Source organism: Sphingomonas agri (assembly GCF_038148795.1).
In the GTDB taxonomy this organism is placed as follows: domain Bacteria; phylum Pseudomonadota; class Alphaproteobacteria; order Sphingomonadales; family Sphingomonadaceae; genus Sphingomicrobium; species Sphingomicrobium agri.
The window spans coordinates 746,593-767,787 of sequence record NZ_JBAPEU010000002.1 but is presented as its reverse complement, the minus strand read 5'-3'; the positions used below and the strand labels follow the sequence as shown (position 1 = coordinate 767,787).

Here is a 21,195-nt window from a genome sequence, read left to right as displayed (position 1 = left end):
CGATCACTGTGGCGGTGTCGCGCCTCGGTGCCAAGCAGGCTAATGGACCCACATGAACGGTTCCGAAGCACTGCTGATTGAAGAAGCTCGACGCAGGATCGGGCCCAAGGGCGTGATCACCGACCCCAAGGCGATCGAGCCATGGGTGACCGACTGGCGCGGCCGGATCCACGGGGCGGCTCCTGCGATCCTTGCTCCTTCCTCGACCGAAGAAGTCGTGGAAATCGTTCGTCTTGCGTCCGAGCACCGGGTGCCCCTCGTCCCCCAGGGCGGCAATACGGGAATGGCGGCAGGAGCAACCCCGCCGGCCGACGGCAGCGCGGTCATCCTTTCGATGCGGCGAATGAACCGCATCCGCTCGCTTCATCCCGAGAACCGGCTCGCAGTCGCAGAGGCCGGAGTCATACTCGCAGCGGTCCACGAGGCCGCCCACGAGCGGGGGATGCGGTTCCCGCTCACTCTTGGGGCCCGAGGTAGCTGCACGATCGGCGGTCTCGCCTCGACCAATGCAGGAGGAACGCAGGTCCTGAAGTTCGGAACGATGCGTTCGCTCGTCGCGGGAGTGGAAGCCGTGCTTCCCGACGGCTCGGTTCACAATGGGCTCTCAGGCCTCAAGAAGGACAATCGCGGTTACAGCCTCGACCAGCTGCTGGTCGGGGCGGAAGGAACTCTGGGGGTGATCACTGCAGTTGCACTGCGGCTTGTCCCGGCGGTTACTGCGCGCGCGGTCGCGTGGGCAGGCGTCGCGGACCCCGCCAGGGCACTTGAACTCCTGCGCTATCTCGAGGCGCGCACCGACAGCATCGAAGGGTTCGAACTGGTAGCGGGAGATTCGCTTGCGCTCGTTCTGAAGCATGTTCCCAACACTCGTGCCCCGCTTGAAGGAGAGCATGAATGGCACGTGCTGGTCGAAGCGACGACGAGCGCGGTCGAGCGGGATGTCGCGGGCGAGCTTGAGGGCCTCCTCGGTGCGGCATTGCAGCAAGGCCTCATCGGTGATGCAGTGCTCGCTGCCAGCGAGGGCCAGGCGGAAGCATTCTGGAAGCTGCGCGATTCAATCTCGGAAGCGGAGCGGGCCCAGGGTCAGACCCTGGCGCACGACATATCGGTCGCAGTCGCGGACATGCCTGCGTTCCTCACCGATGCCGCGGCAAAGGTCGAGGCCAAGTTTCCGGGCGTGATCGCGAGCGGGTTTGGCCACCTCGGCGACGGCAACATCCATTTCCACGTCCGCGCCGGGAGCCACGCTGCTTCTGACTGGTACGATAAGGAAGGGGAGCAGATCACGCGCTTCGTGGACGATCTCGTTACTGCTGCAGGGGGCTCGATCTCGGCCGAGCATGGCATCGGCCAGCTTAAGCGAGCGGAGTTCGCGCGGCTGGCACCGCCTGGCCGCGTTCACGCGCTTCGAGCTATCAAGCGGGCGCTTGATCCGCTGGCTATCATGAATCCGGGAAAGCTCGTTCCCTAGTCAGGATCGCATCGCGGCCAGTTCAGCTTTTTAAGAAGTGGCGCGCCCGGCAGGATTCGAACCTGCGACATTCGGCTTAGAAGGCCGATGCTCTATCCAGCTGAGCTACGGGCGCGCGCAAGCGAATGCCTAGTCTGATAGCGTGAACAGCGGAACCGTATAGCTCATGATAGGCATCTGGTGTCGCGCTTGCGGATTTTTTTATCCTGCCTGTTGCTAAGTCCCGGCCGGCTTCCTTCAGCGCGCGGGCCGCGACTTCCAGGCGAATTGACGCCCCGCACGGCAGCGCTAGGCATCAGCGGATGAAAGCCGAAGGGGAGGGGTTGCAGCACGTCGAGGCGCGGACGCTGCACGGGACGCATTTTCGCTATTTCGACTTCGTCATGGTCGCCTTCGTGGTGGTGCTGCTTCTCTCGAACGTTATCGGCGCCGAGAAACGCTCCTTCGTCAATCTTCCCGGCATAGGCCCGTGGCCGTTCGGCGCTGGAATCCTGTTCTTCCCGATCTCCTATGTCATCGATGACGTGCTGACCGAGGTCTACGGCTATGCGCGGGCCCGCCGCGCGATCTGGGCCGGTTTTGCGGCACTTGGCTTCATGGCAATCATGGAATGGACGGTTGTCCACTTGCCGGCCGCCGAGGGCTGGACCGGACAGCCAGCCTACGAGCGCGTGTTCGGCTCTGGATGGCGAATCATCATCGCGTCGCTGACTGCCTTCTTCGCCGGCGATTTCCTGAACTCCGTCGTCCTCGCCAAGATGAAGATCTGGACCAACGGCAAGCACCTCTGGACGCGGACGATCGGCAGCACGATCGTGGGAGAAGGGGCGGACAGCCTGATATTCTACCCGCTTGCCTTCTACGGCATGGCCGACTGGCCGGTCAGCGCGCTTGGCGCGGTGATGCTGAGCCAGTTTATCCTGAAGGTGAGCTGGGAGGTGGTCCTCACTCCCGTCACGTATGTCGTCATAGGCTGGCTGAAGACGCGCGAGGGCGTCGACGTTTACGACTTGGGGACAGATTTCTCCCCGTTCACCACCGATATCTAGGCGTTCACCGTTTCCAGCAGTCCCTCGAACAGACGGCGGCCGTCGGTGCCGCCGTGAGCGGGCTCAACCATTCTTTCCGGGTGCGGCATCAGCCCCAGGACGTTGCCCGCATCGTTGAGGATACCGGCGATGTCGCGCGCCGAGCCGTTGCACTCGTCGAGGTAGCGGAACGCCACGCGCCCTTGGCCCTCGAGCCGGTCGAGCGTTGAATCATCCGCCTGGTAATTGCCGTCGTGGTGCGCAACCGGAAGGACAATTGCCTCCCCGGCTTCATATTGAGCAGTGAACAGGCTCTGGCTGTTCTCGACGCGAAGCGGGACATTGCGACACACGAAGCTCAGCCGCGCATTGCGCATCAGCGCTCCAGGGAGCAATCCGGCCTCGGTCAGCACCTGGAATCCATTGCAGATGCCAAGTACGGACACGCCGCGTGCCGCGGCATCCTTCACGGCGCGCATGACGGGCGAGCGGGCGGCCATTGCGCCGGACCTCAGATAATCGCCGTAGGAAAAGCCGCCCGGCACACCGACGAGGTCGGTTCCCGGCGGAAGCTCGGTTTCCTTATGCCAGACCATATTGGGTTTGCGGCCGGTGATCAGTTCGAGCGCAACGGCGAGATCACGGTCACAGTTTGACCCCGGGAAGACGATGACTGCACTCTTCATGCGTTCTCCAGCCGTTCGATCCTGAAATTCTCGATGACCGTGTTGGCCAAAAGTTTGCGGCACATGTCCTCGATCAGGGCATCGCTCGTGCCCTCGGCAAGGTCCAGTTCGATCATCTTGCCCGCGCGGACGTCGTTCACGCCCGAGAAGCCGAGCCCTTCCAGGGCATGGTGAATGGCTTTCCCCTGGGGGTCGAGAACTCCGTTCTTGAGAGTGATGAACACGCGCGCTTTCATCGGTTCGCCTCTTAATTCCTGGGGTGCGGCGCCTCTATGGCTAGCGGCCCCGACCTGGGCAAGTTTCATACTCCGTTTACCTTGTTGGCCGATGATCAGCCACGCGCCGGTCAGTTGTTCACCGACGCTCGAGAGGAGTTCCCATGGTCGGCGGAATTGCGATCGCCATGTTTATCGCGCTCGTCGGCTGGGGCGGTAAATATTTCGGCTGGGATGATCCGGATGGGAAAGTCCAGCTCGCGCTCGTAACGGCCTTCATTCTGGGCATCATCGGCGGATTCAAGAGCAGAGGCTAATAACCGCTCAAGAGGGCGACCCGTTCGCGGTGCGCGAAGACGTCGCCGAACATTTCCCCAAGCACTGCCTCCCGCTTCATGAACAGTCCGATGTCGTGTTCGTCGGTCATTCCGATGCCGCCATGCATCTGCACGCCTTCCCGCACGGCGAGATTGGCCGCATCGACGGCCTTCGCCTTGGCGACTGACACATAGAGGCCGGCGTCGGGATCCCCGGAGTCCAGGAGCTCGGCCGCTTTGAAAGCCGCAGCACGAGCTATCTCGACCTCGGAATAGAGGTGAGCGGCCCGGTGTTGCAGCGCCTGGAACTCGCCGATGAACTTGCCGAACTGCTTGCGCTGTCGGAGGTAGTCGAGGGTCATCGCCGAGGCTCCTGAGGCGAGACCGACGAGCTCTGCTGCAATACCGGCGTTCCCCGCCTGAAGCGCTCGCTCGAGCCGGTGCCAGCCGCCATCGACATCCCCAATGGCAGCATCGGCGTCGAGCTCGACATTATCGAAGTCGAGCCTTGCAGCCTTCGAACTGTCAACGAGCGCAACATTTTCAACGTTCAGTCCGGGAATATCCTTGGGGACCGCAAAGAGCGTCAGTCCGGCAGTATCGCCCGGTGAGCCGGCTGTGCGGGCCGCCGTGACGATCATGTCGGCCGAGGCGCCCTGAACCACGAACTGCTTGGCGCCGTTGAGCACGAAGCCGTTGCCTTGGCGCTTGGCCTCAAGCGCGGTTCGCTCGGGGTGGTGCCGCGGGCCCTCGTCGACTGCGAGACTCAGCACAGCCTCACCCGCGAGGATGGCGGGATACCAGTGCTCGGCATGCTGGGTACCCTCGAGCGCCCGTGTTGCAACGACTGCGGTGGCAAGGAACGGCGAGGGCGTGAGATTGCGCCCGATTTCTTCGAGGACGAGAGCCACCTCGGTCGCGCCGAGCCCGAGGCCTCCGTGGCTCTCGGGGATGCAGATGCCGGTGAGGCCAAGGTTGGCGAACTCTCTCCAAAGGTCGTGTCCGAAGCCGTCGTTACAACCGGTATCGCGCCAGTGGCGGAGCTGCGTTGCTATGCCGCCTTGCTTGGAAAGGAAGCTCGCCGCGGTTTCCTGCAGCATCTTCTGGTCATCGGTGAGGAGAGCCATTGTCAGGCGCCCGGCAGACGAAGAATGTGCTTGGCGACGATGTTCAGCTGGATCTCGCTGGTACCGCCTTCAATCGAATTGCCTTTCGACCGGAGCCACGAGCGAGGGTTGCTGCCGCCCTTGCTGCGGTCACTGTCCCATTCGAGGGCGTCGCTTCCGCCTGCCGCCATCGCAAGTGCGTTTCGTCGCTTGTTCAGCTCCGTCCCCGCATATTTCATCATGGACGGGGAGGCCGAGTGCGCTTCACCCGCTTTCCACAGCGCTGTGAACCGTTCGCTCATCGCTGCAAAGGCAAGCGCGTCCACGTCGAACGCCGCGATCTCGGCCCGTAGCAGGGGGTTGCCGGGTTTCATCACCGGCCCCAGCGTGACAGCAGATCCCCCGGTCCCAAGGCCCATCCCGGCGATCATCTCCCGCTCGTGGCCGAGCAGATATTTAGCGACATCCCAGCCCTTGTTTACGTCGCCTACGATCTGGTCCTTGGGCACCTTCACGTCGTCGAAGAATGTCTCGCAAAAGGGCGACGAGCCGCTGATGAGGAGAATTGGCCTCGTCGAGACGCCGGGCGAGTCCATGTCGAACAGAAAGAAGCTGATCCCGCCCTGCTTGGATTCGCTCGAGGTCCGCACGAGGCAGAAGATCCAGTCGGCCTTGTCGGCATAGCTGGTCCATACCTTTTGCCCGTTGACCAGCCAGTGGTCGCCCCTGTCGTCCGCCCTGGTGTTGAGACCGGCAAGGTCCGAGCCCGCTCCCGGTTCGGAATAACCCTGGCACCAGCGGATTTCGCCGCGGGCGATTTGCGGCAAATAATGCTTCTTCTGTTCTTCTGTCCCGAACTTCAGCAGCGCTGGGCCCAGCATGGAAATTCCAAAGCTCGTCAGCGGCGACCGTGCCTCGATGCGCTGCATTTCCTCCTTGAGCGCCCGCGTCTCTTCGGGAGACAATCCTCCGCCGCCATAGTCCTTGGGCCAGTCGGCTACGGTCCAGCCGCGTGCTGCCATGGCCTCGAGCCACTTCTTCTGGGCGTCGGACTGGAATACCCAGTTTCGTCCACCCCAGCATATATCGGCCTCGGACCGGATCGGCTGGCGCATCTCGATGGGGCAATTCTCCTCGAGGAATGCCCGCGCTTCGCTACGAAATTCCTCGACTTCTCTCACTGGGAGCCTCCCACCGTCATTCGCCGAGCCAAGCACGGCTTACCCCCATTAGGGAAGTTATTTTCCAGTGGGCCTGCGCACGAAGGCCTTATCGCCGTGGCGAGCGTTAAGGGCGGCGCTGCGCCCACATGTCCCTAGTCTTCAGCCGTTTCAGGCTCGGCGAGGTAGCGCTGAACGATTTCCGCAAGCTTTCTGCTGTTCTCGACGACGGCCTCGACTGCCTCTTGGCCTTCGGCGTCGAGAGAAGGGGCCTGCTGGCTGATTGCTGTCGCAAGCGCCTGAAGGGCGGCGACCTGCCTCGGCAGCACGTCGGAAACGTGCATTCCGGGAGTGGGATTACGCGCCCTCGTGATGGCCTGGGCGACATTGTCCGCGATAACGTCGATGGCGCCGAGTTCGGCCCGGGTCGGGCCGCTCAAGCTGCGATGATAAATGGCGAAAGTGCCCATGAGATGGCCGTCGGCGTGCCGGATCGGCGTTGACCAGCAGGATCGAAGTCCGTGCGGAAGGGCAAGATCGCGGTACGCCGCCCACAGCGGGTCTGTCGCGATGTCGGTTACATATACGGGGCGGCCCAGGTACGCGGCCGTCCCGCAGGAGCCCGCCGATGGCCCGATCTCCGATCCGTCGATCGCGTCGACATAGGGCTTGGGAAGGCTCGGGGCTGCGCCGTGCGTCAATCGCTTTCCGTCCGGACTGAGCAGCAGCACAGACGTCAGTATCTCGTCGTCCGACATCTGCTCGACCGTCAGCAAGTGTCTGCTGAGAATTTCCTCGAGACTGTCGCCACGCCTGAGTTCGGCGGCAACGTCGCTCTGGCGAAGCTGCAGCGCCTGCCGCAGTCCGGCTGCAAAAGACATTCAGCTCTCCTGCTGAATTCCGGTGGGCCTGCAAATTTGACCTGCAGGTCAATTTGCCCACCACAGTCTATCGCAATTGCCGATCTCGCAGAAGCGGGCGGATTCTGCGGTTTTGCCCGGTCCGTCTCGTGCCCCAACCTTGGGGTTCACGCTGGTAAGAGACTTAAAAGCCAGCAGAATTACTGGTATGAAAGCCATTCCGTCCCTGACGAGTCGCGCGTTGCGAGGACTGGGCGGAATGGGCCGGGCGCACATGGAAAGTGACGCCGTCTATTACAGCCGCCGAGCGCGCGAGGAGCGCCAGGCGGCTTTTGGCGCCGCGCAGAAGAAGGTTCGGGACCGCCATCTCGAATTCGCGCTGGCGTACGAGCTTCGGACTCGCTTCCTGCTGGGGGACCCTCCGGTCGAGATCGTAATCGAGCCTTTTCTCATTCGGGGCTAGGGCTCGCCTTCCTTCAAGCCGACCAGATGCCGATCAGTGCTGCGAGGGTCACCACGAGCAGTATGATATTCATCGGGATGACGAGCTTGCGAGGCAGTGGCCTCAGGTCGGGATGAGTGGCCTTCGAAATGCCATGCAGCTCGCGCCAGACCGCCGCGACGATGCAAAAGCCGGCGAACAGGATCAGGATCGAGCCGGTCGTCCGGCCGACCCACTCCGGCAGGACCCCCCTTACCAGCGCCTTGGCGCCGACCCCGCTCGCAAGTGCCGCAAGAGCCGTACGCATCCAGGCCGCATAGGTACGCTCGGCAGCAAGTAAGCTCCGGTCGCCGGCAAGTATGGTCCGCCGATCCGCGCTGTCTGCGAACTGACCGATGCTCTGCTCGACCGCGCGCGCACTTCGCTTGATCTCGGCGGTCTGCCCCCGCAATTCCCGTTCGCGCATGTCCGGCCGGTCGGGCACTCTTCAATCTCCTCGCCATTGTTACGCGCGAACGGTCCCCTGGTTGCGCCACTTGCAAGCGTGTCAGCAGCGGCCTAGCCCCGCCGATCGGAGACCCGCCATGGAAGACCTGATGGAAAAGACGACGACCGGTCCGATCTCGACCCGCAAGCACGGCGACGTGCTGATCATCCTTTCGAACAATCCGCCTGTGAACGCGCTGTCGACACCTGTTCGGCAGGGCCTTGTAGAGGCCATCGCAGAGGCAGAGTCGGACGAATCCGTAAAGGCAGTCGTGATCGCCTGCGAGGGGCAGACCTTCTTTGCAGGAGCCGACATCACTGAATTCGGAAAGCCGCCGCAGCAGCCGTGGCTTCCGCTGGTCGTGGACACGATCGAGAACTGCAGCAAGCCGGTGGTCGCTGCCATCCACGGAACCGCGCTTGGGGGAGGCCTCGAGGTTGCGCTCGCCTGCCATTACCGCGTCGCGGTACCTTCGGCGAAGCTTGGAACTCCCGAGGTCAAGTTGGGACTGCTGCCAGGCGCTGGAGGGACCCAGCGGCTGCCGCGCGTCGCGGGCGTTCGCAAGGCTCTGGAAATGTGCGCGACCGGCAACCCGATTTCGGCAAAAGCGGCCTTTGATTGCGGACTGGTAGACCGGCTGATCGAGGACGACCTTATCCCGCATGCGGTGGGCTATGCCGAAGAAGTCCGGAACGTGCGCCCGCTGCCCAAGAGCTCGGAACGGAACTATAAGATCAACGAGTGCGATCCGGCGGTATTCGATGAATTCCGCCAGGAAAATGCGCGCAAGTTCCGCGGCTTCGAGGCGCCAGAGGCCAACATCAAGGCAGTGAGAACCGCCTGCGAGAAGCCTTATTCAGAAGGCGTTATCGAGGAACGCAAGCTGTTCATGGAGTTGATGAGCGGCACCCAGGCCCGAGCCCAGCAATATTTTTTCTTCGCCGAGCGAAAGGCCGCGAAGATCGAAGGCCTTCCCGAGAACACCGAACCCCGGCCGGTCCGCAAGGTCGGCGTGATCGGGGCGGGCACGATGGGCGGCGGCATCTCGATGAACTTCCTCTCGTCCGGAATTCCCGTGACGATCGTCGAGATGGGGCAGGAGGCACTCGACCGCGGCACCGGCGTCATGCTTCGCAATTACGAAGCGAGCGCGAAGAAGGGAAAGCTGACTGCCGAGCAGGTAGGCAAGGCGATGGGATTGCTCGAGCCGACCCTCGACTTTGCCGCGCTTGCAGACTGCGATCTCATTATCGAGGCCGTCTACGAGAACATGGACGTCAAGAAGGAGGTCTTCGGGCGGCTCGACAAGCTCGCAAAGCCGGGTGCGATCCTGGCGTCCAACACGTCGTATCTGGACATCAACGAGATCGCGGCGAGCATCTCGCGGCCCAGCGATGTCGTCGGCCTGCACTTCTTCTCGCCTGCGAACGTGATGAAGCTCCTCGAAGTGGTACGCGGTGACATGACGGCGCCGGACGTGCTGCTGACGGCAATGAAGATCGGCAAGGCGATCCGCAAAGTCCCCGTGGTTGCTCGCGTCTGTCACGGCTTCATCGGCAACCGCATGCTGATGCCGCGCCAGATCGAGGCGACCAAGCTTCTCCTTGAAGGAGCGACACCCGAGCAGGTCGATCGCGTCCATGTTGAGTTCGGGATGCCGATGGGGCCCTTCCAGATGGCGGACCTCGCGGGCGTCGACATCGGCTGGCATCGCGACCCGAACCGGGTCGAGAATATTCGCGATGCGTTGTGCGCAATCGACAGGTGGGGCCAGAAGAAGGGCGCCGGCTTCTACGATTATGACGAGAGGCGCCGACCCACGCCCTCACCCCTGGTCCAGGAAATCATCGAGGATTTCGCGCGAAAGCACGACGTCGAGCGCCGCGAGATCAGCGACGAGGAAATCGTCGAGCGCACGCTCTACACAATGGTGAACGAGGGCGCCAAGATCCTCGAAGAAGGCATTGCCCAGCGCGCCTCCGACATCGATGTCGTCTGGGTCTACGGCTACGGCTGGCCGGTTTATCGTGGCGGCCCGATGTTCTGGGCGGACACGGTGGGACTGGAGACGATCGTCGAGGGTCTGAAGCGGCAGGAAGAGAGGATGAAGCCCGAGTTCAGCTTTTCCAAGCTCCTTCTCGAGAAGGCGCGGGCCGGCGAGAAGTTTACGCGCTAGGAGCGGCGCTCCTGAAGCAGGCTCAGCATTGCAAGGGCGACGGCTGCAACGGCGGCGCTCGTAATAAAGGTCGCTGACGAGCCGTGGTGGTCCCACAGCCACCCGGCGCCAAGGTTTGCGAGCAGCGAAGCGATACCGGTTACGAACCAGAAGGCGCCGAAGCTCGTCGCGCGCAGTTCTTCGGGTGCACTATCGGCGATCATGCGCGCGAAGATGCCCTGCGTCAGCGCCATATGCGCTCCCCACAGGACGGCTCCAAGCGCAAGGCCGGCGAAAGTGCTGCTCGCGGCAAGGACAAGGTTGCCGGCGACGAGCACGATCATTCCGGCCATGAGGATGGTGCGCGGGCGCATGCGGTCGCTGAGGTCACCTGCCGGATAGGCAAGCGCGACATAGGCGAGATTGAAAATCGCGAGCGTCAGGGGCGACATTGCCCCCGTCAGCCCGATATCGATGCCCTTGAGGATCAGGAAAGCCTCGGAAAAGCGAGCCAGGGTGAAAAGAAATCCCACCTGCAGGAGGCGCTTGGTTTCCCGGTCGAGCTGCTTGAACCCGGCGAAGAAGGGAGATTTCTTCAAGGGCGCGAGGTGGTCCTGCGGTTCCCGGAGCGCCAGCCAGGCGAGCAGGAACGAGAGGCCAGCCGGGATGACTGCAATCCAGAAGACCTTGCGAATGTCGCTTGCAAGCCACGCCATGAGGCCGATGGCGACGATCGGGGCAAGAAGCGCACCGACCGTGTCCAGTGCCTGCCTCAGGCCAAAGGCTCGGCCGCGAATCTCGGGCGGCGTTTCGTCTGCGACCATGGCATCGCGCGGCGATCCCCGGATGCCCTTGCCGATGCGGTCGGCAAAGCGCGCCGCCATCAGCGCCCAGACATTCGCCGCGAGCGGGAAAAGCGGCTTCGAGAGGGCGGCAATGCCATAACCCGCCATGACCCAGGGCTTGCGCTTCAGGCTGCGGTCCGAAAGCCGGCCTGAAAAGAGCTTGGCGAAGTTGGCTGTCGCCTCGGCGATGCCGTCGATTGCGCCAAGCGCCGTCGCCGGGAGGCCGAGGACCAGCGTGATGAATGCCGGAAGGAGGGCGTGATAGATCTCGCTCGAGAGATCCATGAACAGGCTGACGAAGCCCAGGACCCAGACGTTGCGGGGAAGACGGGGACGAGAACTCACCGGCCCACATTGCGGCCCTCATCGCCGAAGGCAAGTGACGCATCGGCAACAACAACAATATTGCGCCGTCATAAACATTTGCTAGGTTGCAAGCATGATCGGGGGATCAACGCCGGAAGCGCTGGCGGCGCGATTTACCGCAGTCGTCCACTCGTGGATCAGCGAGGGCGCCACGGAGCGGACCGATCGCGCCCGGCGCAAACTCCTCTCGTCCATCGCGAACAACGAACCCGCGACGCTCAATGATGTCGCGCAGTCGATCGGTCGCGGGGCCCCGGCCGTCAGTCGTTCCGTCGATGCGCTCGTTCGCTCGGGACTTGTCGAGCGGACCCAGGATCCCAATAACCGGCGCCGCCTCGCGCTGCGCCTCACCCAGCAGGGGCGCGAACAGCTGACAAAGCGGGTCGCGGCGGGATCCGCGCTGCGCGCCAAGCTCGACCGCCTCGCACACAGCGAACTTCGGGCGCTCGAGCGCGCGATCGAGATCCTGGAGCGCGGAAACTAGCTGTCAGCCGTGGCCGCGACGGCGGCGGGTCTCCCAGCCCTTCTTGGCGGCTTCACTGCGGCTGCTCTTGCGGCCGTGGCCTGAATTCTTTCCGCCCTTGTCCTGCTTGTTCACTGTCGCCCAGGCGCGCCGTTCTGCCTCTTTCTTGGAGACGCCGCGCTTCTCATAGCCTTCTTCGATATGTTCGGCCTTGCGATCCTGCTTGGATGTATAAGCTCCACGGGGCATCGCTACTCTCCCTCGTTCGTTACTCGAACATGCAAACGCTCCAGGCCGGCAGCCGTGCCATGCTGCATTGCAACATGGGTTGGTTTTCACTATGTCGCGTCCACCAATTCTTTCCGGAAAAATCGAAATGAACCTGCGCAACGTGGCGATCATAGCCCACGTCGATCATGGCAAGACGACCCTTGTCGACCAGCTCTTCCGCCAGTCGGGCACGTTCCGCGACAACCAGCGCGTCGAGGAGCGCGCGATGGATTCGAACGATCTCGAAAAGGAGCGGGGGATCACCATCCTCGCAAAGTGCACGTCCGTCGAATGGCACGGCACCCACATCAACATCGTCGACACTCCCGGCCACGCCGACTTCGGCGCCGAGGTCGAGCGGATCCTCAGCATGGTGGACGGCGTCATCCTCCTGGTGGATGCAGCCGAAGGGCCCATGCCCCAGACGAAGTTCGTCACCGGAAAGGCGCTTGCTCTCGGGCTTCGGCCGATCGTCGTCGTCAACAAGATCGACCGGCCGGATGCGCGCCCTGCCGAGGTGCTCGACGAAATCTTCGAATTGTTCCTGAACCTCGATGCCAATGACGAACAGCTCGATTTCCCGACGCTCTATGCAAGTGGCCGTGCGGGATATGCAGGGCGCGAGGACAGCGTACGCGGAGGCGATTTGACGCCCCTTTTCGAAACTATCGTCAGCCACGTGCCTGCGCCGAAGCTCGATGCGGGCGGCGAGTTCAAGATGCTTGCGACGCTGCTCGACCGCGACCCTTTCCTCGGCCGTATTCTGACGGGCCGGATCGAAAGCGGAGCAATCAGCGTCAATGATCCGATCCGCGCAATGGACGTCAACGGGAATGTCGTCGAAGACGGCAGGGCGACCAAGCTGTTCGCGTTCCGCGGTCTGGAGCGCGTTCCCGTCGAGCAGGCTGAAGCAGGCGACATCATCGCGATTGCCGGCCTCATCAAGGCGACCGTCTCCAATACGATCGGTACTCCAACCATCGCCGAGCCGCTTGCCGCACGCGAGATCGACCCGCCGACGCTCAGCATGACCTTCGCAGTCAACGACAGTCCCTTCGCCGGCAAGGATGGCGACAAGGTGCAGAGCCGTGTCATCCGCGACCGCCTGGTGCGCGAGGCAGAGGGCAATGTCGCGATCAGGGTAACGGAGACCATCGGCGGCGAGGCCTATGAGGTCGCCGGCCGCGGCGAGCTCCAGCTTGGCGTGCTGATCGAAACGCTTCGCCGCGAGGGCTTCGAGCTTGGCATCAGCCGTCCCCGCGTTCTGTTCCGGGATGGCCCCAACGGGCGCGAAGAGCCCTATGAAACCGTTGTCGTGGACGTCGACGACGAATTCTCGGGCACGGTCATCGACAAGATGTCGCTGCGCAAGGCCGAGATGACCGACATGCGGCCCTCCGGCGGCGGCAAGACTCGCCTTACCTTCTCGGCTCCGTCCCGGGGCCTCCTGGGCTATCACGGCGAGTTCCTGTCCGATACGCGCGGAACCGGCATCATGAACCGGCTGTTCGAGAAATACGGCCCCTTCAAGGGATCGATTGCCGGCCGCCAGAATGGCGTCCTCATCTCGATGGAGCAGGGACCCGCCGTTGCCTACGCCCTGAACGCGCTTGAAGAACGGGGCATCCTTTTCGTTTCGCCGGGCGAGATGCTCTACGAGGGCATGGTCATTGGCGAGAATGCCAAGCCGCAAGACCTCGAAGTCAATCCGCTCAAGTCCAAGCAGCTCACCAACTTTCGTGCTTCAGGAAAGGACGAAGGCATTCGCCTCACGCCGCCGCGCCGGATGAGCCTTGAACAGGCGATCGCCTATATCCAGGACGACGAACTGGTCGAAGTGACGCCAAAGGCGATCCGAATCCGCAAGCGCTACCTCGATCCCCACGAGCGCAAGCGCCAGGCACGGAAGCTCGAAGCGGCCTAATGCCTGGCCTGCCGAGCCCGGTTCGAGCCCTCGAGCGCGCGCAGCAGGCTCGGTTCGTCGGGCGATGAAATGTCGGCTATCCGCCAGCCGGGCTTTGTCTGCACGAGGCTGAATGACACCCGCCGCGGCTTTTCTCGGGCAAAGTAGATCAGGACTTCGATCCGCGTGCGGCGAGGCCCCTTCTTCCTGGCGGCGGTGATGCGGGCCTTGAGACCGGCTGCATCCTGGCACTGGCAGACGGGATCACCGTCGAGGTAGCCGACCTCGCCTTTCGAAAGCCGGCTGTCCTCGTCGATCGCGGCGAGGAGCCTCGGTGCGAAATAACGGGCTGGGTCGCCGAGCGGATTGAAGTCTGTGCGCCGGTAACTGCGGTAGAGGCGTTCGATGTATTGACCTGGCGGCTCCATTGCGAGCGCCGCGGCAAGAGCGGCCGCTGCGAGCATCATTGGGCCATCTTCAAGATCCTGTCCCACTCCTCATCGCGTACCGGCGCGACGGAGAGGCGCGACTGGCGGATCAACTCCATCTTGGCGAGCTTCGGCTCAGACTTGATTTCTGCCAGGGTCACGGGTTTCGCAAGAGCGCGTACCGGCTCGACTTTGACCGAAACCCAGTCCGCGTCCTTGGGATCGGGCCGCGCCTCGCGGGCGATGCGCATGACGCCGACCACGGCCTTGTCGGACATGCTGTGATAGAAGAATGCGTCGTCGCCTTCCTTCATCGCCTTGAGGTGAAGCCGCGCTGCATTGTTGCGCACGCCGTCCCATTCCGTGCTCCCGTCGCGCACGAGATCGGACCAGCTGTAGCTTTCGGGCTCGGATTTCATCAGCCAATGGGCCACGCCATTTGTCTCCTTTCGGGACCGAAACTGTTAGCCGGACGGTGAAACGAATTAAACCGGCGATAAACGGTTTTCTGGGCCTGTGGAAAACTTTGAAAAACTGAACAATCTGAAAGGGTTCCTGATTCCATCCCGCGAGTCGCACAACTCACCGACATGCCCTTGGCCTCTCCGATTCGTTAACATATCTGGGATGAAGCAAATGAGAGCGGCGAGCCCGACGGCGATCTGAAAACGGCCGAAGGCTCCAGGCAAGACGGGGTATCCCCTGGAGGCAAAGAGCTCTGAAGAGAGCCTCTCCAGCGGGATCCTCCGCCAACACAAGGGCAAAAACAGTAGTGGTAAAGCTTCTCGGCGGGCGCGGCGCGTCCGCGGTCATGGGCCTTTTGATGCTTGGTCTCGCCTCGAGCGCGGCCGCGCAGGACATGAGCGCGCTCGGCAGCGTATCCGCAGCGGTGAAGGCGACGCAGGGCGCCCCCGCAGCTAGCCAGCTTGCTCCGACGCCTGCGGTTGCTTCGACGACGGCCGTCGCCAGCATCAACGGCACGGTCGTCCAAAGCCAGCCGGCGCAGTCGGTAACGGTTCGGCTCGCGCCCTCGATCGCGACAGAGGCTTCCTGGCTCTACAAGGCGGGATGGCCTCTCTACGCGCTGGTCGACAAGTTTGCGACCAGTGCCGCGCTGGACGAGCAGACGAACTGCCTTGCAACGGCAGTCTATTTCGAAGCGCGTGGTGAGAGCGTGGACGGACAGCTGGCGGTCGCCCGGGTGGTCATGAACCGCGCTGCCTCCGGGCGCTATCCGCCGGACTGGTGCAGCGTCGTCAAGCAGCACGCCCAGTTCTCGTTCGTCCGACACGGCGAGTTTCCCACTGTGGATGCCAATTGCCAGGCCTGGCGCCGCGCCGAGGCGATCGCCGAACTTGCGGTTGCGAACGTCGTTCCAAGCGTCAGCAACGACGTACTTTGGTATCACGCCAACTATGTCGCGCCGGCCTGGCGCCGCGGCCTCCAGGAGGTCCAGCAGATCGGCGCGCACATCTTCTATCGCGCTTAACATTTTCGATTTGGAGGGGGCGAGGGCGTTCCGGGCAGCAATGTCCGGGGCGCCTTTCTCGTTTCGGCGCATGACGGCAGCGGCTCAGCGATAACTCCGTTCACGAGGGATTCGCATGCGAATCGATCCGCGCAACGATCAAGTGACGGATTTTCCGGGGGGAATCTCCGCCCGGCGCATCGGGGAGGTCGCGGGATGCTCAATATCCTGATTGTCGAAGACGACAGCCAGCTGGCGGTTACGCTCAAATATCTGGTCGAGGACAATCCACGCTACCGCGTGATTGCGATCGCCGACGACGCCGACTCGGGGATCACGGCTGCCGAAATGCATCAGCCGGACCTGGTCTTGCTGGATCTGCATCTTGCCCATGGAACCACGGGTTTTTCGGTCGCCGTTCGGCTCAATGATCTTGGCGTGCCCTGCCTTTTCGTCAGCGGCAAGGCACCCCGCTTTCCAATGCCGGATCTCGCGATTGGCTGCCTCATGAAGCCCTTCACCGCCGAGGACGTGCATCGTTCGCTAGCGGCGGCCGAGGACCTTCTTCGCGGCCGCGAGACCTTACGGCCGAAAATGCCGCAGAACCTGACGCTCTATGAGCCGGCGCACACCGCCGCGGTCGAGGAGCCAGGCTTCATCCCCTCCAAGCGCTCGCTAAGGACACGCTTCGAGCACTGGATGGCGGGGCAGCACCACTAGAGCCGCATCATGCCGCGACGCGGTTCACGCACGCCGAGCGTCGCCTCGGTGAGCCGCGCGCCCGCTTCGATCAGGGCCTGGCGCCGACCCTTTATGTCCGCGTTGCGCTGGACATCCTCGAGCGGCAGCAGGCTTGCAAGGCAGGGGTGCGCAAGCGTCCGTTCGACAAAGGCCGACGTGCGCGGCCACTGCTCTGCGTTCGTGCTGAAGCCCGCGTAGGAGGCATTGCGAAAGAAGCTCGCGAGCGAGATATCGGCGACGCCGATCTCGCCGAACAGGAAGCCGTTTGCCGGCAGTTCGCCCTCGAGATAATCGAGCGATCGCGGGATGTCGCTATCGAGCGCCGTCTGGATCCGCTCCTCATCGCCCGGAACGCCCCATACGAGCGGATGGACGACTTTCTGGTAGAAGAGGCTCCAGATGAAGAGGTCGCCAAGTCGTGTATCCGCATATTCCTCGAGCCAGCGCGCGCGGGCGCGTTCCTGGGGTTCGGACGGAAACAGCGGGTGACCAGGATAGGTCTCGTCGAGATAGGCGCAGATCACCGATGAATCGCTGACCGAAAAGTCTCCATCGATGAGGACCGGGATACGGCAAAGCGGGCTGAGGCGGCGGAATTCGTCATTGCCGAAGAAGGGAGTGATGGGGTCGACCTCGTAAGCGATGCCCTTGAGGTTCAGGCATGCCAGCACCTTGCGCACGTAGGGACTGACGTAGCTGCCGATGATCGTGAGCGGCTTGGTCATCCCGTTTCCTTGCAACCGGGGTTCCTCCGCCGCAAGTGCTGGACACGCTGCATTTGTAGCGCTACAGATGTAGCGTACTTTCCTGAGAGGTTCTCATGACCCGCATTCTTCCGCCGTTCGCCCTGATCCTCGCTGCCTCAGCACCGGCCCTTGCAACTGAAACGCTCGCCGTACCGTCCTTCCAGTCGATCGAGCTTCGCGGCGGCGGCGATGTCCAGGTGCGCAGGGCCCCCGTCCAGCGAGTAACGCTCCTGGAGGGCAGCAGCCGGTATACGAGCGTCCTGGTCCTCAGCCGGGGCAGGCTGAGGATCGACGCCTGCAACGCACAATGCCCGCGAAATTACCGGCTGAATATTCTCGTCGAAAGTCCGGCAGTCCCGACCCTTGCCGTCGAAGGTGGGGGCAAGATCACCGCGGCCAACGGGTTCGGTGCCCAGCAGCAACTCGTCGCCGCCGTCGATGGCGGCGGCGTCATCGACACGTCCAATGTTGCCGCCGACACCGCGACTGCGGCCGTCAGCGGCGGCGGCGAAATCAAGGTCCGGGCGCTTCGCGTGCTCACCGCGGCCGTCAACGGCGGAGGTCTGGTGCGTTACTGGGGCAATCCAAGGGTGACGACGGCAATCAGGGGCGGGGGGGCCGTGCGAGCGGCTCATTGAGGGCCAGCAAGCTCCAGTACCCTGACGTGGTCGGCACGGAACTCAAGTCCGATCGTCAACAAGGCCCGAAACGCGTTGTAGCCGCCCGTTCCCGGATGGAACGCATGGAAGAAGAGCTGCGGCTCACCCTCCAGACCCTGCGCTACCGATGCATGGCCGGGCGCGAGCCATTCGCGCGTCGATCGAAGCAAAGGTTCGCCCTGCTTGGCATAGGGGCCGAGCGGATGGTCAGCTGATGCAACCCCGATTCCATATGACGGCGTCGAGAAATCATTGCCGGCATAGAAAAGCCAGTACCGGCCGTTCTGGCGCGTCACGAACGGTCCTTCGATGAGGTGCCCTTCCCAATCGAGATCGTTGCATAGCACGAGCCGGTCCTCGCCGATCAGGGATCGCCCGTCGTCGGCGATGCGCTGAGCGCGGATGGGGGTCGTCATCGATTCAAGGATGGTGGCAGCAAGACCAAACTCGATCAGTGCGGACCTGACTTGCGCCCAGTTCGCAAGCGCCGCCTCGATCAGGGGATGCATGAGGAAGAAGCGGACCATCGGCCGCTGGACGTTCGCCCAGCCGACGATTGCAGCTGCGAATGCCGCGGTTCGCCGATCAGCCTGCGATACGAACAACTTGTCGATCAGGTCCGGATTGTCGCGCAGCAGCATCGCAAGGGGTCGGGGCCAGATGCTGTTCGTGTCGTCCTTCCAGAACAGGTATTTTTGTCCGTCGGCATCCACGAACAGGTGAGAATCGATGACACCGCCGCTCATCTGTGCCTGGCCCGCAGCATAGCCAAGGCCGGTCGTGTTGACGGGCTTGCCCGTCACGAGCGGACTTCCATTGTCAGTCCATGGCCCGAGCGGCGAGGAAGCCCTGGCGAGGCCGATCGCAAGTGCGTTGTTCGCCTGCCTTGCGGTGAACACGAGCCAATATTCATCGCCGACCCTCGCCATCTCCGGGGCCCAGAAGTCGGCGATGTTCCGTCCCTTTGCGGCCCAGCGAGGTTCCTGGCCCCCGGGAAAGACGAAGCCTCTCGGCTCCCAGTGCCGAAGGTCGCTCGAATGCAGGATCGGAAAGGCGTCCGGTGCATCATTGGAGGTGCAGGTGAGCCAATAATCCTCTCCATCCCTCAGCACTGCAGGATCGCCGTAACCCACCAGGATCTGCGGGTGGACGTTCTCGGTGAGGAGCGGCCGCCAGGGAAGGCTTGCCTGCGGATGGTCGACTGCATCGGCAAAGACGTGCGGAATGCGGGTTCCAAAGTCGTGCGCGAGTTCCAGGAAGAAATCGGAGAAGTCCTGCTGCGTTGCCGTCCGAACCAGATAGCTCGCGCTCAATCCGTCGGACGCGACCTTGATGCGGAAGCCCTCGCCTTCGGTCTCGACGCCGACGGAGAAGGCAGTTTCGCGTGTCTGGGACCGTGTGTCAGCCATGCAGGCGTTCAATGCGTATGGCCGAGGATGGATGCCCCGCGTGGATTCGAACCACGATTGACGGAGTCAGAGTCCGTAGTCTTACCATTAGACGACGGGGCAGCTTGGAAGCCCGGCGAGATAGAAAGGGCGTTCAACACTGTCAACGCCGCGACAGGAACGACCCCGGCCTTGCCCAAAGCCATCAAATTGTGATTAAAACGGTACCAAGTCAGCCGTCCGCATTGGGCGGTGAAGGACAGAAATGGGCGTGTAATGGCGCAGCGCGTCGCCAGTGCGCCGGTCCTGCAGCAAAGGTACGCCACGCAGGGCAGGCCGTCGAACCAGGGTTTCCCCCAGAAACGGGAGCCGCACCGCCACACCTATGGCGCAATTGACCTTGGCACCAACAATTGCAGGCTGCTGATCGCTCGCCCTAACGAGGGAGGGTTTACCGTCATCGATGCCTTTTCGCGCATCGTCCGCCTGGGTGAGGGGCTCTCGCACACGGGCGAACTGTCGCAGGAGGCGATGGACCGCGCCGTCGGCGCCCTCGGCGTCTGTTCCGAAAAGCTCAGGCGCCGGAACGTCTCCCTTTCCCGCTCGGTCGCGACAGAGGCCTGCCGCCGGGCCAAGAACGGTGCTGAGTTTGCCGAGCGGGTCCGTTCCCAGACCGGCATCGTGCTCGACATCATCGAACCGGCCGAGGAGGCGCGCCTGGCGGTCCTTGGATGCCACAAGTTGCTGGAGCCCGGTGACGGTCCCGCCCTCATCTTCGATATCGGCGGGGGTTCTACCGAACTGGTCCTCGTCGACCAGGAGGAGGGTACGCCGAGGATCAGGGCATGGTGGAGTGCGCCCTGGGGCGTCGTTTCGCTCACCGAAAGCGAGGGCAAAGAGGCCCTCGAGGGTGCCGACAGGCTCAAGGCCTATATGCGCATGCGTGAGCGGGCGCGGCGCGCCTTTGCAAACTTTGCGACGATGCTTCCAAAGGACCGCGATGGAATCCGCCTTCTCGGGACCAGCGGGACGGTGACGACGCTCGCAAGCGTACACTTGGCACTTCCGTCCTATGACCGGCGGGCGGTCGACGGCCTGCATGTCCCGATCGAGGCGATGCAGACGATCAGCGCGATGATCGCGGGCATGGATTACGGGGAGCGTTCCGCCTTGCCCTGCATCGGGAACGAGCGCGCGGACCTGGTCGTGGCCGGCTGCGCGATCCTCGAGGCAATCATGGAGATCTGGCCTGCGAAGAACCTCGGAGTTGCCGATCGCGGTATCCGCGAAGGGATTCTGCGTTCCCTGATGGCTCGCGACGGCTGGCAATTGTGAAGCGGGTGAAGACCGCCAAGGGGCGGAAGGATTCCTCGACCCGTTGGCTCGAACGCCAGCTCAACGATCCTTACGTGAAGCGCGCGAAAGCGGAGAATTATCGCAGTCGCGCAGCGTACAAGCTGCTCGAGCTCGATGAACGCTTTAAGCTTCTGAAGGGCGTAAAGGCAGTGGTCGACCTTGGCATTGCGCCGGGAGGGTGGAGCCAGGTCGTCCGGCGCAAGGTGCCGGGCGCAAACATCGTGGGCATTGACCTGCTTCCAACTGATCCGATCGATGGGGTCACCATCCTCCAGCTCGACTTCATGGAGGATGCGGCACCTGCCCGGCTGAAGGAGGCGCTCGGATCTGGAGCCGACCTCGTCCTGTCGGATATGGCGGCCAATACCGTTGGCCATCAGCAGACTGACCATCTTCGGACCATGGCCCTGGTCGAAGCGGGCCTTGAATTTGCGCGCGAGGTGCTGAGGCCTGGCGGCGCCTACCTTGCCAAGGTGCTCGCAGGGGGCGCCGACAACCAGCTTGTCGCGGAGCTCAAGCGAAGCTTCGCAACCGTGAAGCATGCCAAGCCGCCCGCGAGCCGGAAGGATTCGAGCGAATGGTACGTCGTCGCCCAGGGATTCAAGGGAGGCGCCGAATAAGCTAGGTTCCAGGTT

General features: G+C 63.0%; 24 protein-coding genes and 2 tRNA genes. 12 read left to right on the top strand and 14 right to left on the bottom strand.

Going from position 1 to position 21,195, the window contains the following annotated elements; genetic code table 11:
- The first annotated feature begins 52 nt into the window (after nucleotides 1-52).
- Nucleotides 53-1,471, top strand: coding sequence for an FAD-binding oxidoreductase (locus V8192_RS10650; RefSeq protein ID WP_341633046.1), 1,419 nt, complete (start codon nucleotides 53-55; stop codon nucleotides 1,469-1,471).
- Between the two features lie 38 nt (nucleotides 1,472-1,509).
- Here the strand turns inward: V8192_RS10650 and V8192_RS10645 are convergent.
- Nucleotides 1,510-1,586: transfer RNA gene (locus V8192_RS10645), tRNA-Arg, on the bottom strand.
- Between the two features lie 187 nt (nucleotides 1,587-1,773).
- Between V8192_RS10645 and V8192_RS10640 the strand changes: the two genes are divergently transcribed.
- Nucleotides 1,774-2,520 carry a queuosine precursor transporter gene (locus V8192_RS10640; RefSeq protein WP_341633045.1) on the top strand — a complete coding sequence of 249 codons (747 nt, stop codon included), beginning with the start codon at nucleotides 1,774-1,776 and terminating at the stop codon, nucleotides 2,518-2,520.
- Here the strand turns inward: V8192_RS10640 and purQ are convergent.
- Both purQ and purS read right to left on the bottom strand, forming a co-directional pair.
- Nucleotides 2,517-3,185 carry a phosphoribosylformylglycinamidine synthase subunit PurQ gene (gene purQ, locus V8192_RS10635; protein ID WP_341633044.1) on the bottom strand — a complete coding sequence of 223 codons (669 nt, stop codon included), beginning with the start codon at nucleotides 3,183-3,185 and terminating at the stop codon, nucleotides 2,517-2,519. The genes V8192_RS10640 and purQ overlap by 4 nt on opposite strands.
- Nucleotides 3,182-3,421: a phosphoribosylformylglycinamidine synthase subunit PurS gene (gene purS, locus V8192_RS10630; protein WP_341633043.1), complete on the bottom strand. Its 240-nt coding sequence runs from the start codon at nucleotides 3,419-3,421 to the stop codon at nucleotides 3,182-3,184. The genes purQ and purS overlap by 4 nt, the downstream gene beginning before the upstream one ends.
- A 143-nt stretch (nucleotides 3,422-3,564) precedes the next feature.
- On the opposite strand from purS, the gene V8192_RS10625 reads away from it, so the two are divergent.
- Nucleotides 3,565-3,717, top strand: coding sequence for a hypothetical protein (locus V8192_RS10625; RefSeq protein WP_341633042.1), 153 nt, complete (start codon nucleotides 3,565-3,567; stop codon nucleotides 3,715-3,717).
- On the opposite strand, the gene V8192_RS10620 is transcribed toward V8192_RS10625, so the two are convergent.
- From V8192_RS10620 to V8192_RS10610, 3 genes are all read right to left on the bottom strand, one after another.
- Complete coding sequence (locus tag V8192_RS10620) at nucleotides 3,714-4,844, bottom strand: acyl-CoA dehydrogenase family protein (protein WP_341633041.1); 1,131 nt, start codon at nucleotides 4,842-4,844, stop codon at nucleotides 3,714-3,716. The genes V8192_RS10625 and V8192_RS10620 overlap by 4 nt on opposite strands.
- 2 nt (nucleotides 4,845-4,846) lie before the next feature.
- Entirely contained in the window at nucleotides 4,847-6,004 is a 1,158-nt protein-coding gene (locus tag V8192_RS10615; RefSeq protein ID WP_341633040.1) for an acyl-CoA dehydrogenase family protein, read from the bottom strand.
- Nucleotides 6,005-6,138: 134 nt separating this feature from the next.
- A complete protein-coding gene (locus V8192_RS10610; RefSeq protein WP_341633039.1) occupies nucleotides 6,139-6,864 on the bottom strand; it encodes a GAF domain-containing protein in 726 nt (241 codons plus the stop codon).
- Between the two features lie 187 nt (nucleotides 6,865-7,051).
- Between V8192_RS10610 and V8192_RS10605 the strand changes: the two genes are divergently transcribed.
- Nucleotides 7,052-7,306, top strand: coding sequence for a hypothetical protein (locus V8192_RS10605; protein WP_341633038.1), 255 nt, complete (start codon nucleotides 7,052-7,054; stop codon nucleotides 7,304-7,306).
- 13 nt (nucleotides 7,307-7,319) lie between these two features.
- Here V8192_RS10605 and V8192_RS10600 read toward each other — a convergent pair whose 3' ends face one another.
- Nucleotides 7,320-7,769 (bottom strand): YidH family protein, encoded by a 450-nt coding sequence (locus V8192_RS10600; RefSeq protein ID WP_341633037.1) that lies wholly within the window; start codon nucleotides 7,767-7,769, stop codon nucleotides 7,320-7,322.
- A gap of 112 nt (nucleotides 7,770-7,881) precedes the next feature.
- Between V8192_RS10600 and V8192_RS10595 the strand changes: the two genes are divergently transcribed.
- Nucleotides 7,882-9,948, top strand: a complete 2,067-nt coding sequence (locus tag V8192_RS10595; RefSeq protein ID WP_341633036.1) for a 3-hydroxyacyl-CoA dehydrogenase NAD-binding domain-containing protein — start codon at nucleotides 7,882-7,884, stop codon at nucleotides 9,946-9,948.
- Here V8192_RS10595 and V8192_RS10590 read toward each other — a convergent pair.
- Complete coding sequence (locus tag V8192_RS10590) at nucleotides 9,945-11,117, bottom strand: MFS transporter (RefSeq protein ID WP_341633035.1); 1,173 nt, start codon at nucleotides 11,115-11,117, stop codon at nucleotides 9,945-9,947. The two genes, V8192_RS10595 and V8192_RS10590, sit on opposite strands and share 4 nt — an antisense overlap.
- Nucleotides 11,118-11,211: 94 nt before the next feature.
- On the opposite strand from V8192_RS10590, the gene V8192_RS10585 reads away from it, so the two are divergent.
- A complete protein-coding gene (locus V8192_RS10585; RefSeq protein ID WP_341633034.1) occupies nucleotides 11,212-11,622 on the top strand; it encodes a MarR family winged helix-turn-helix transcriptional regulator in 411 nt (136 codons plus the stop codon).
- Nucleotides 11,623-11,625: 3 nt separating this feature from the next.
- Here the strand turns inward: V8192_RS10585 and V8192_RS10580 are convergent, their stop codons facing one another.
- A complete protein-coding gene (locus V8192_RS10580; RefSeq protein WP_341633033.1) occupies nucleotides 11,626-11,850 on the bottom strand; it encodes a plasmid stabilization protein in 225 nt (74 codons plus the stop codon).
- Nucleotides 11,851-11,977: 127 nt separating this feature from the next.
- On the opposite strand from V8192_RS10580, the gene typA reads away from it, so the two are divergent.
- Nucleotides 11,978-13,795 carry a translational GTPase TypA gene (typA, locus tag V8192_RS10575; RefSeq protein WP_341633032.1) on the top strand — a complete coding sequence of 606 codons (1,818 nt, stop codon included), beginning with the start codon at nucleotides 11,978-11,980 and terminating at the stop codon, nucleotides 13,793-13,795.
- On the opposite strand, the gene V8192_RS10570 is transcribed toward typA, so the two are convergent.
- Both V8192_RS10570 and V8192_RS10565 read right to left on the bottom strand, forming a co-directional pair.
- A complete protein-coding gene (locus V8192_RS10570) occupies nucleotides 13,792-14,241 on the bottom strand; it encodes a DUF3828 domain-containing protein (protein WP_341633031.1) in 450 nt (149 codons plus the stop codon). The two genes, typA and V8192_RS10570, sit on opposite strands and share 4 nt — an antisense overlap.
- Nucleotides 14,238-14,636, bottom strand: a complete 399-nt coding sequence (locus V8192_RS10565) for an EVE domain-containing protein (protein WP_341633030.1) — start codon at nucleotides 14,634-14,636, stop codon at nucleotides 14,238-14,240. The genes V8192_RS10570 and V8192_RS10565 overlap by 4 nt, the downstream gene beginning before the upstream one ends.
- A 338-nt stretch (nucleotides 14,637-14,974) precedes the next feature.
- Here V8192_RS10565 and V8192_RS10560 point away from each other — a divergent pair, with 338 nt between their 5' ends.
- Both V8192_RS10560 and V8192_RS10555 read left to right on the top strand, forming a co-directional pair.
- Nucleotides 14,975-15,691, top strand: a complete 717-nt coding sequence (locus tag V8192_RS10560; RefSeq protein ID WP_341633029.1) for a cell wall hydrolase — start codon at nucleotides 14,975-14,977, stop codon at nucleotides 15,689-15,691.
- Between the two features lie 195 nt (nucleotides 15,692-15,886).
- Nucleotides 15,887-16,390 (top strand): LytR/AlgR family response regulator transcription factor, encoded by a 504-nt coding sequence (locus V8192_RS10555; protein WP_341633028.1) that lies wholly within the window; start codon nucleotides 15,887-15,889, stop codon nucleotides 16,388-16,390.
- Here V8192_RS10555 and V8192_RS10550 read toward each other — a convergent pair.
- Entirely contained in the window at nucleotides 16,387-17,136 is a 750-nt protein-coding gene (locus V8192_RS10550; protein WP_341633027.1) for a glutathione S-transferase family protein, read from the bottom strand. The two genes, V8192_RS10555 and V8192_RS10550, sit on opposite strands and share 4 nt — an antisense overlap.
- 95 nt (nucleotides 17,137-17,231) lie before the next feature.
- Here V8192_RS10550 and V8192_RS10545 point away from each other — a divergent pair, with 95 nt between their 5' ends.
- Nucleotides 17,232-17,795, top strand: a complete 564-nt coding sequence (locus V8192_RS10545) for a GIN domain-containing protein (protein WP_341633026.1) — start codon at nucleotides 17,232-17,234, stop codon at nucleotides 17,793-17,795.
- On the opposite strand, the gene V8192_RS10540 is transcribed toward V8192_RS10545, so the two are convergent.
- Both V8192_RS10540 and V8192_RS10535 read right to left on the bottom strand, forming a co-directional pair.
- Nucleotides 17,789-19,225 carry a glycoside hydrolase family 43 protein gene (locus tag V8192_RS10540; RefSeq protein WP_341633025.1) on the bottom strand — a complete coding sequence of 479 codons (1,437 nt, stop codon included), beginning with the start codon at nucleotides 19,223-19,225 and terminating at the stop codon, nucleotides 17,789-17,791. The genes V8192_RS10545 and V8192_RS10540 overlap by 7 nt on opposite strands.
- A gap of 28 nt (nucleotides 19,226-19,253) precedes the next feature.
- Nucleotides 19,254-19,327: transfer RNA gene (locus tag V8192_RS10535), tRNA-Gln, on the bottom strand.
- 153 nt (nucleotides 19,328-19,480) lie between these two features.
- Here V8192_RS10535 and V8192_RS10530 point away from each other — a divergent pair.
- Both V8192_RS10530 and V8192_RS10525 read left to right on the top strand, forming a co-directional pair.
- Nucleotides 19,481-20,539 carry a Ppx/GppA phosphatase family protein gene (locus V8192_RS10530; protein WP_341633024.1) on the top strand — a complete coding sequence of 353 codons (1,059 nt, stop codon included), beginning with the start codon at nucleotides 19,481-19,483 and terminating at the stop codon, nucleotides 20,537-20,539.
- Nucleotides 20,536-21,180, top strand: coding sequence for an RlmE family RNA methyltransferase (locus V8192_RS10525; RefSeq protein ID WP_373276341.1), 645 nt, complete (start codon nucleotides 20,536-20,538; stop codon nucleotides 21,178-21,180). Before V8192_RS10530 ends, V8192_RS10525 begins: the two co-directional genes overlap by 4 nt.
- The last annotated feature ends 15 nt before the right edge of the window (nucleotides 21,181-21,195 follow it).

Excerpts from the sequence above, each read along its gene's own strand:
- V8192_RS10550 (WP_341633027.1), bottom strand. The coding sequence starts at position 17,136 with ATGACCAAGCCGCTCACGATCATCGGCAGCTACGTCAGTCCCTACGTG.
- V8192_RS10580 (WP_341633033.1), bottom strand. The coding sequence starts at position 11,850 with ATGCCCCGTGGAGCTTATACATCCAAGCAGGATCGCAAGGCCGAACAT.
- V8192_RS10595 (WP_341633036.1), top strand. The coding sequence starts at position 7,882 with ATGGAAAAGACGACGACCGGTCCGATCTCGACCCGCAAGCACGGCGAC.
- V8192_RS10540 (WP_341633025.1), bottom strand. The coding sequence starts at position 19,225 with ATGGCTGACACACGGTCCCAGACACGCGAAACTGCCTTCTCCGTCGGC.
- purS (WP_341633043.1), bottom strand. The coding sequence starts at position 3,421 with ATGAAAGCGCGCGTGTTCATCACTCTCAAGAACGGAGTTCTCGACCCC.
- V8192_RS10605 (WP_341633038.1), top strand. The coding sequence starts at position 7,052 with ATGAAAGCCATTCCGTCCCTGACGAGTCGCGCGTTGCGAGGACTGGGC.
- typA (WP_341633032.1), top strand. The coding sequence starts at position 11,978 with ATGAACCTGCGCAACGTGGCGATCATAGCCCACGTCGATCATGGCAAG.
- V8192_RS10545 (WP_341633026.1), top strand. The coding sequence starts at position 17,232 with ATGACCCGCATTCTTCCGCCGTTCGCCCTGATCCTCGCTGCCTCAGCA.
- V8192_RS10650 (WP_341633046.1), top strand. The coding sequence starts at position 53 with ATGAACGGTTCCGAAGCACTGCTGATTGAAGAAGCTCGACGCAGGATC.
- V8192_RS10640 (WP_341633045.1), top strand. The coding sequence starts at position 1,774 with ATGAAAGCCGAAGGGGAGGGGTTGCAGCACGTCGAGGCGCGGACGCTG.
- V8192_RS10625 (WP_341633042.1), top strand. The coding sequence starts at position 3,565 with ATGGTCGGCGGAATTGCGATCGCCATGTTTATCGCGCTCGTCGGCTGG.
- V8192_RS10530 (WP_341633024.1), top strand. The coding sequence starts at position 19,481 with ATGGCGCAGCGCGTCGCCAGTGCGCCGGTCCTGCAGCAAAGGTACGCC.
- V8192_RS10610 (WP_341633039.1), bottom strand. The coding sequence starts at position 6,864 with ATGTCTTTTGCAGCCGGACTGCGGCAGGCGCTGCAGCTTCGCCAGAGC.
- V8192_RS10570 (WP_341633031.1), bottom strand. The coding sequence starts at position 14,241 with ATGATGCTCGCAGCGGCCGCTCTTGCCGCGGCGCTCGCAATGGAGCCG.
- V8192_RS10555 (WP_341633028.1), top strand. The coding sequence starts at position 15,887 with ATGCTCAATATCCTGATTGTCGAAGACGACAGCCAGCTGGCGGTTACG.
- purQ (WP_341633044.1), bottom strand. The coding sequence starts at position 3,185 with ATGAAGAGTGCAGTCATCGTCTTCCCGGGGTCAAACTGTGACCGTGAT.
- V8192_RS10585 (WP_341633034.1), top strand. The coding sequence starts at position 11,212 with ATGATCGGGGGATCAACGCCGGAAGCGCTGGCGGCGCGATTTACCGCA.
- V8192_RS10620 (WP_341633041.1), bottom strand. The coding sequence starts at position 4,844 with ATGGCTCTCCTCACCGATGACCAGAAGATGCTGCAGGAAACCGCGGCG.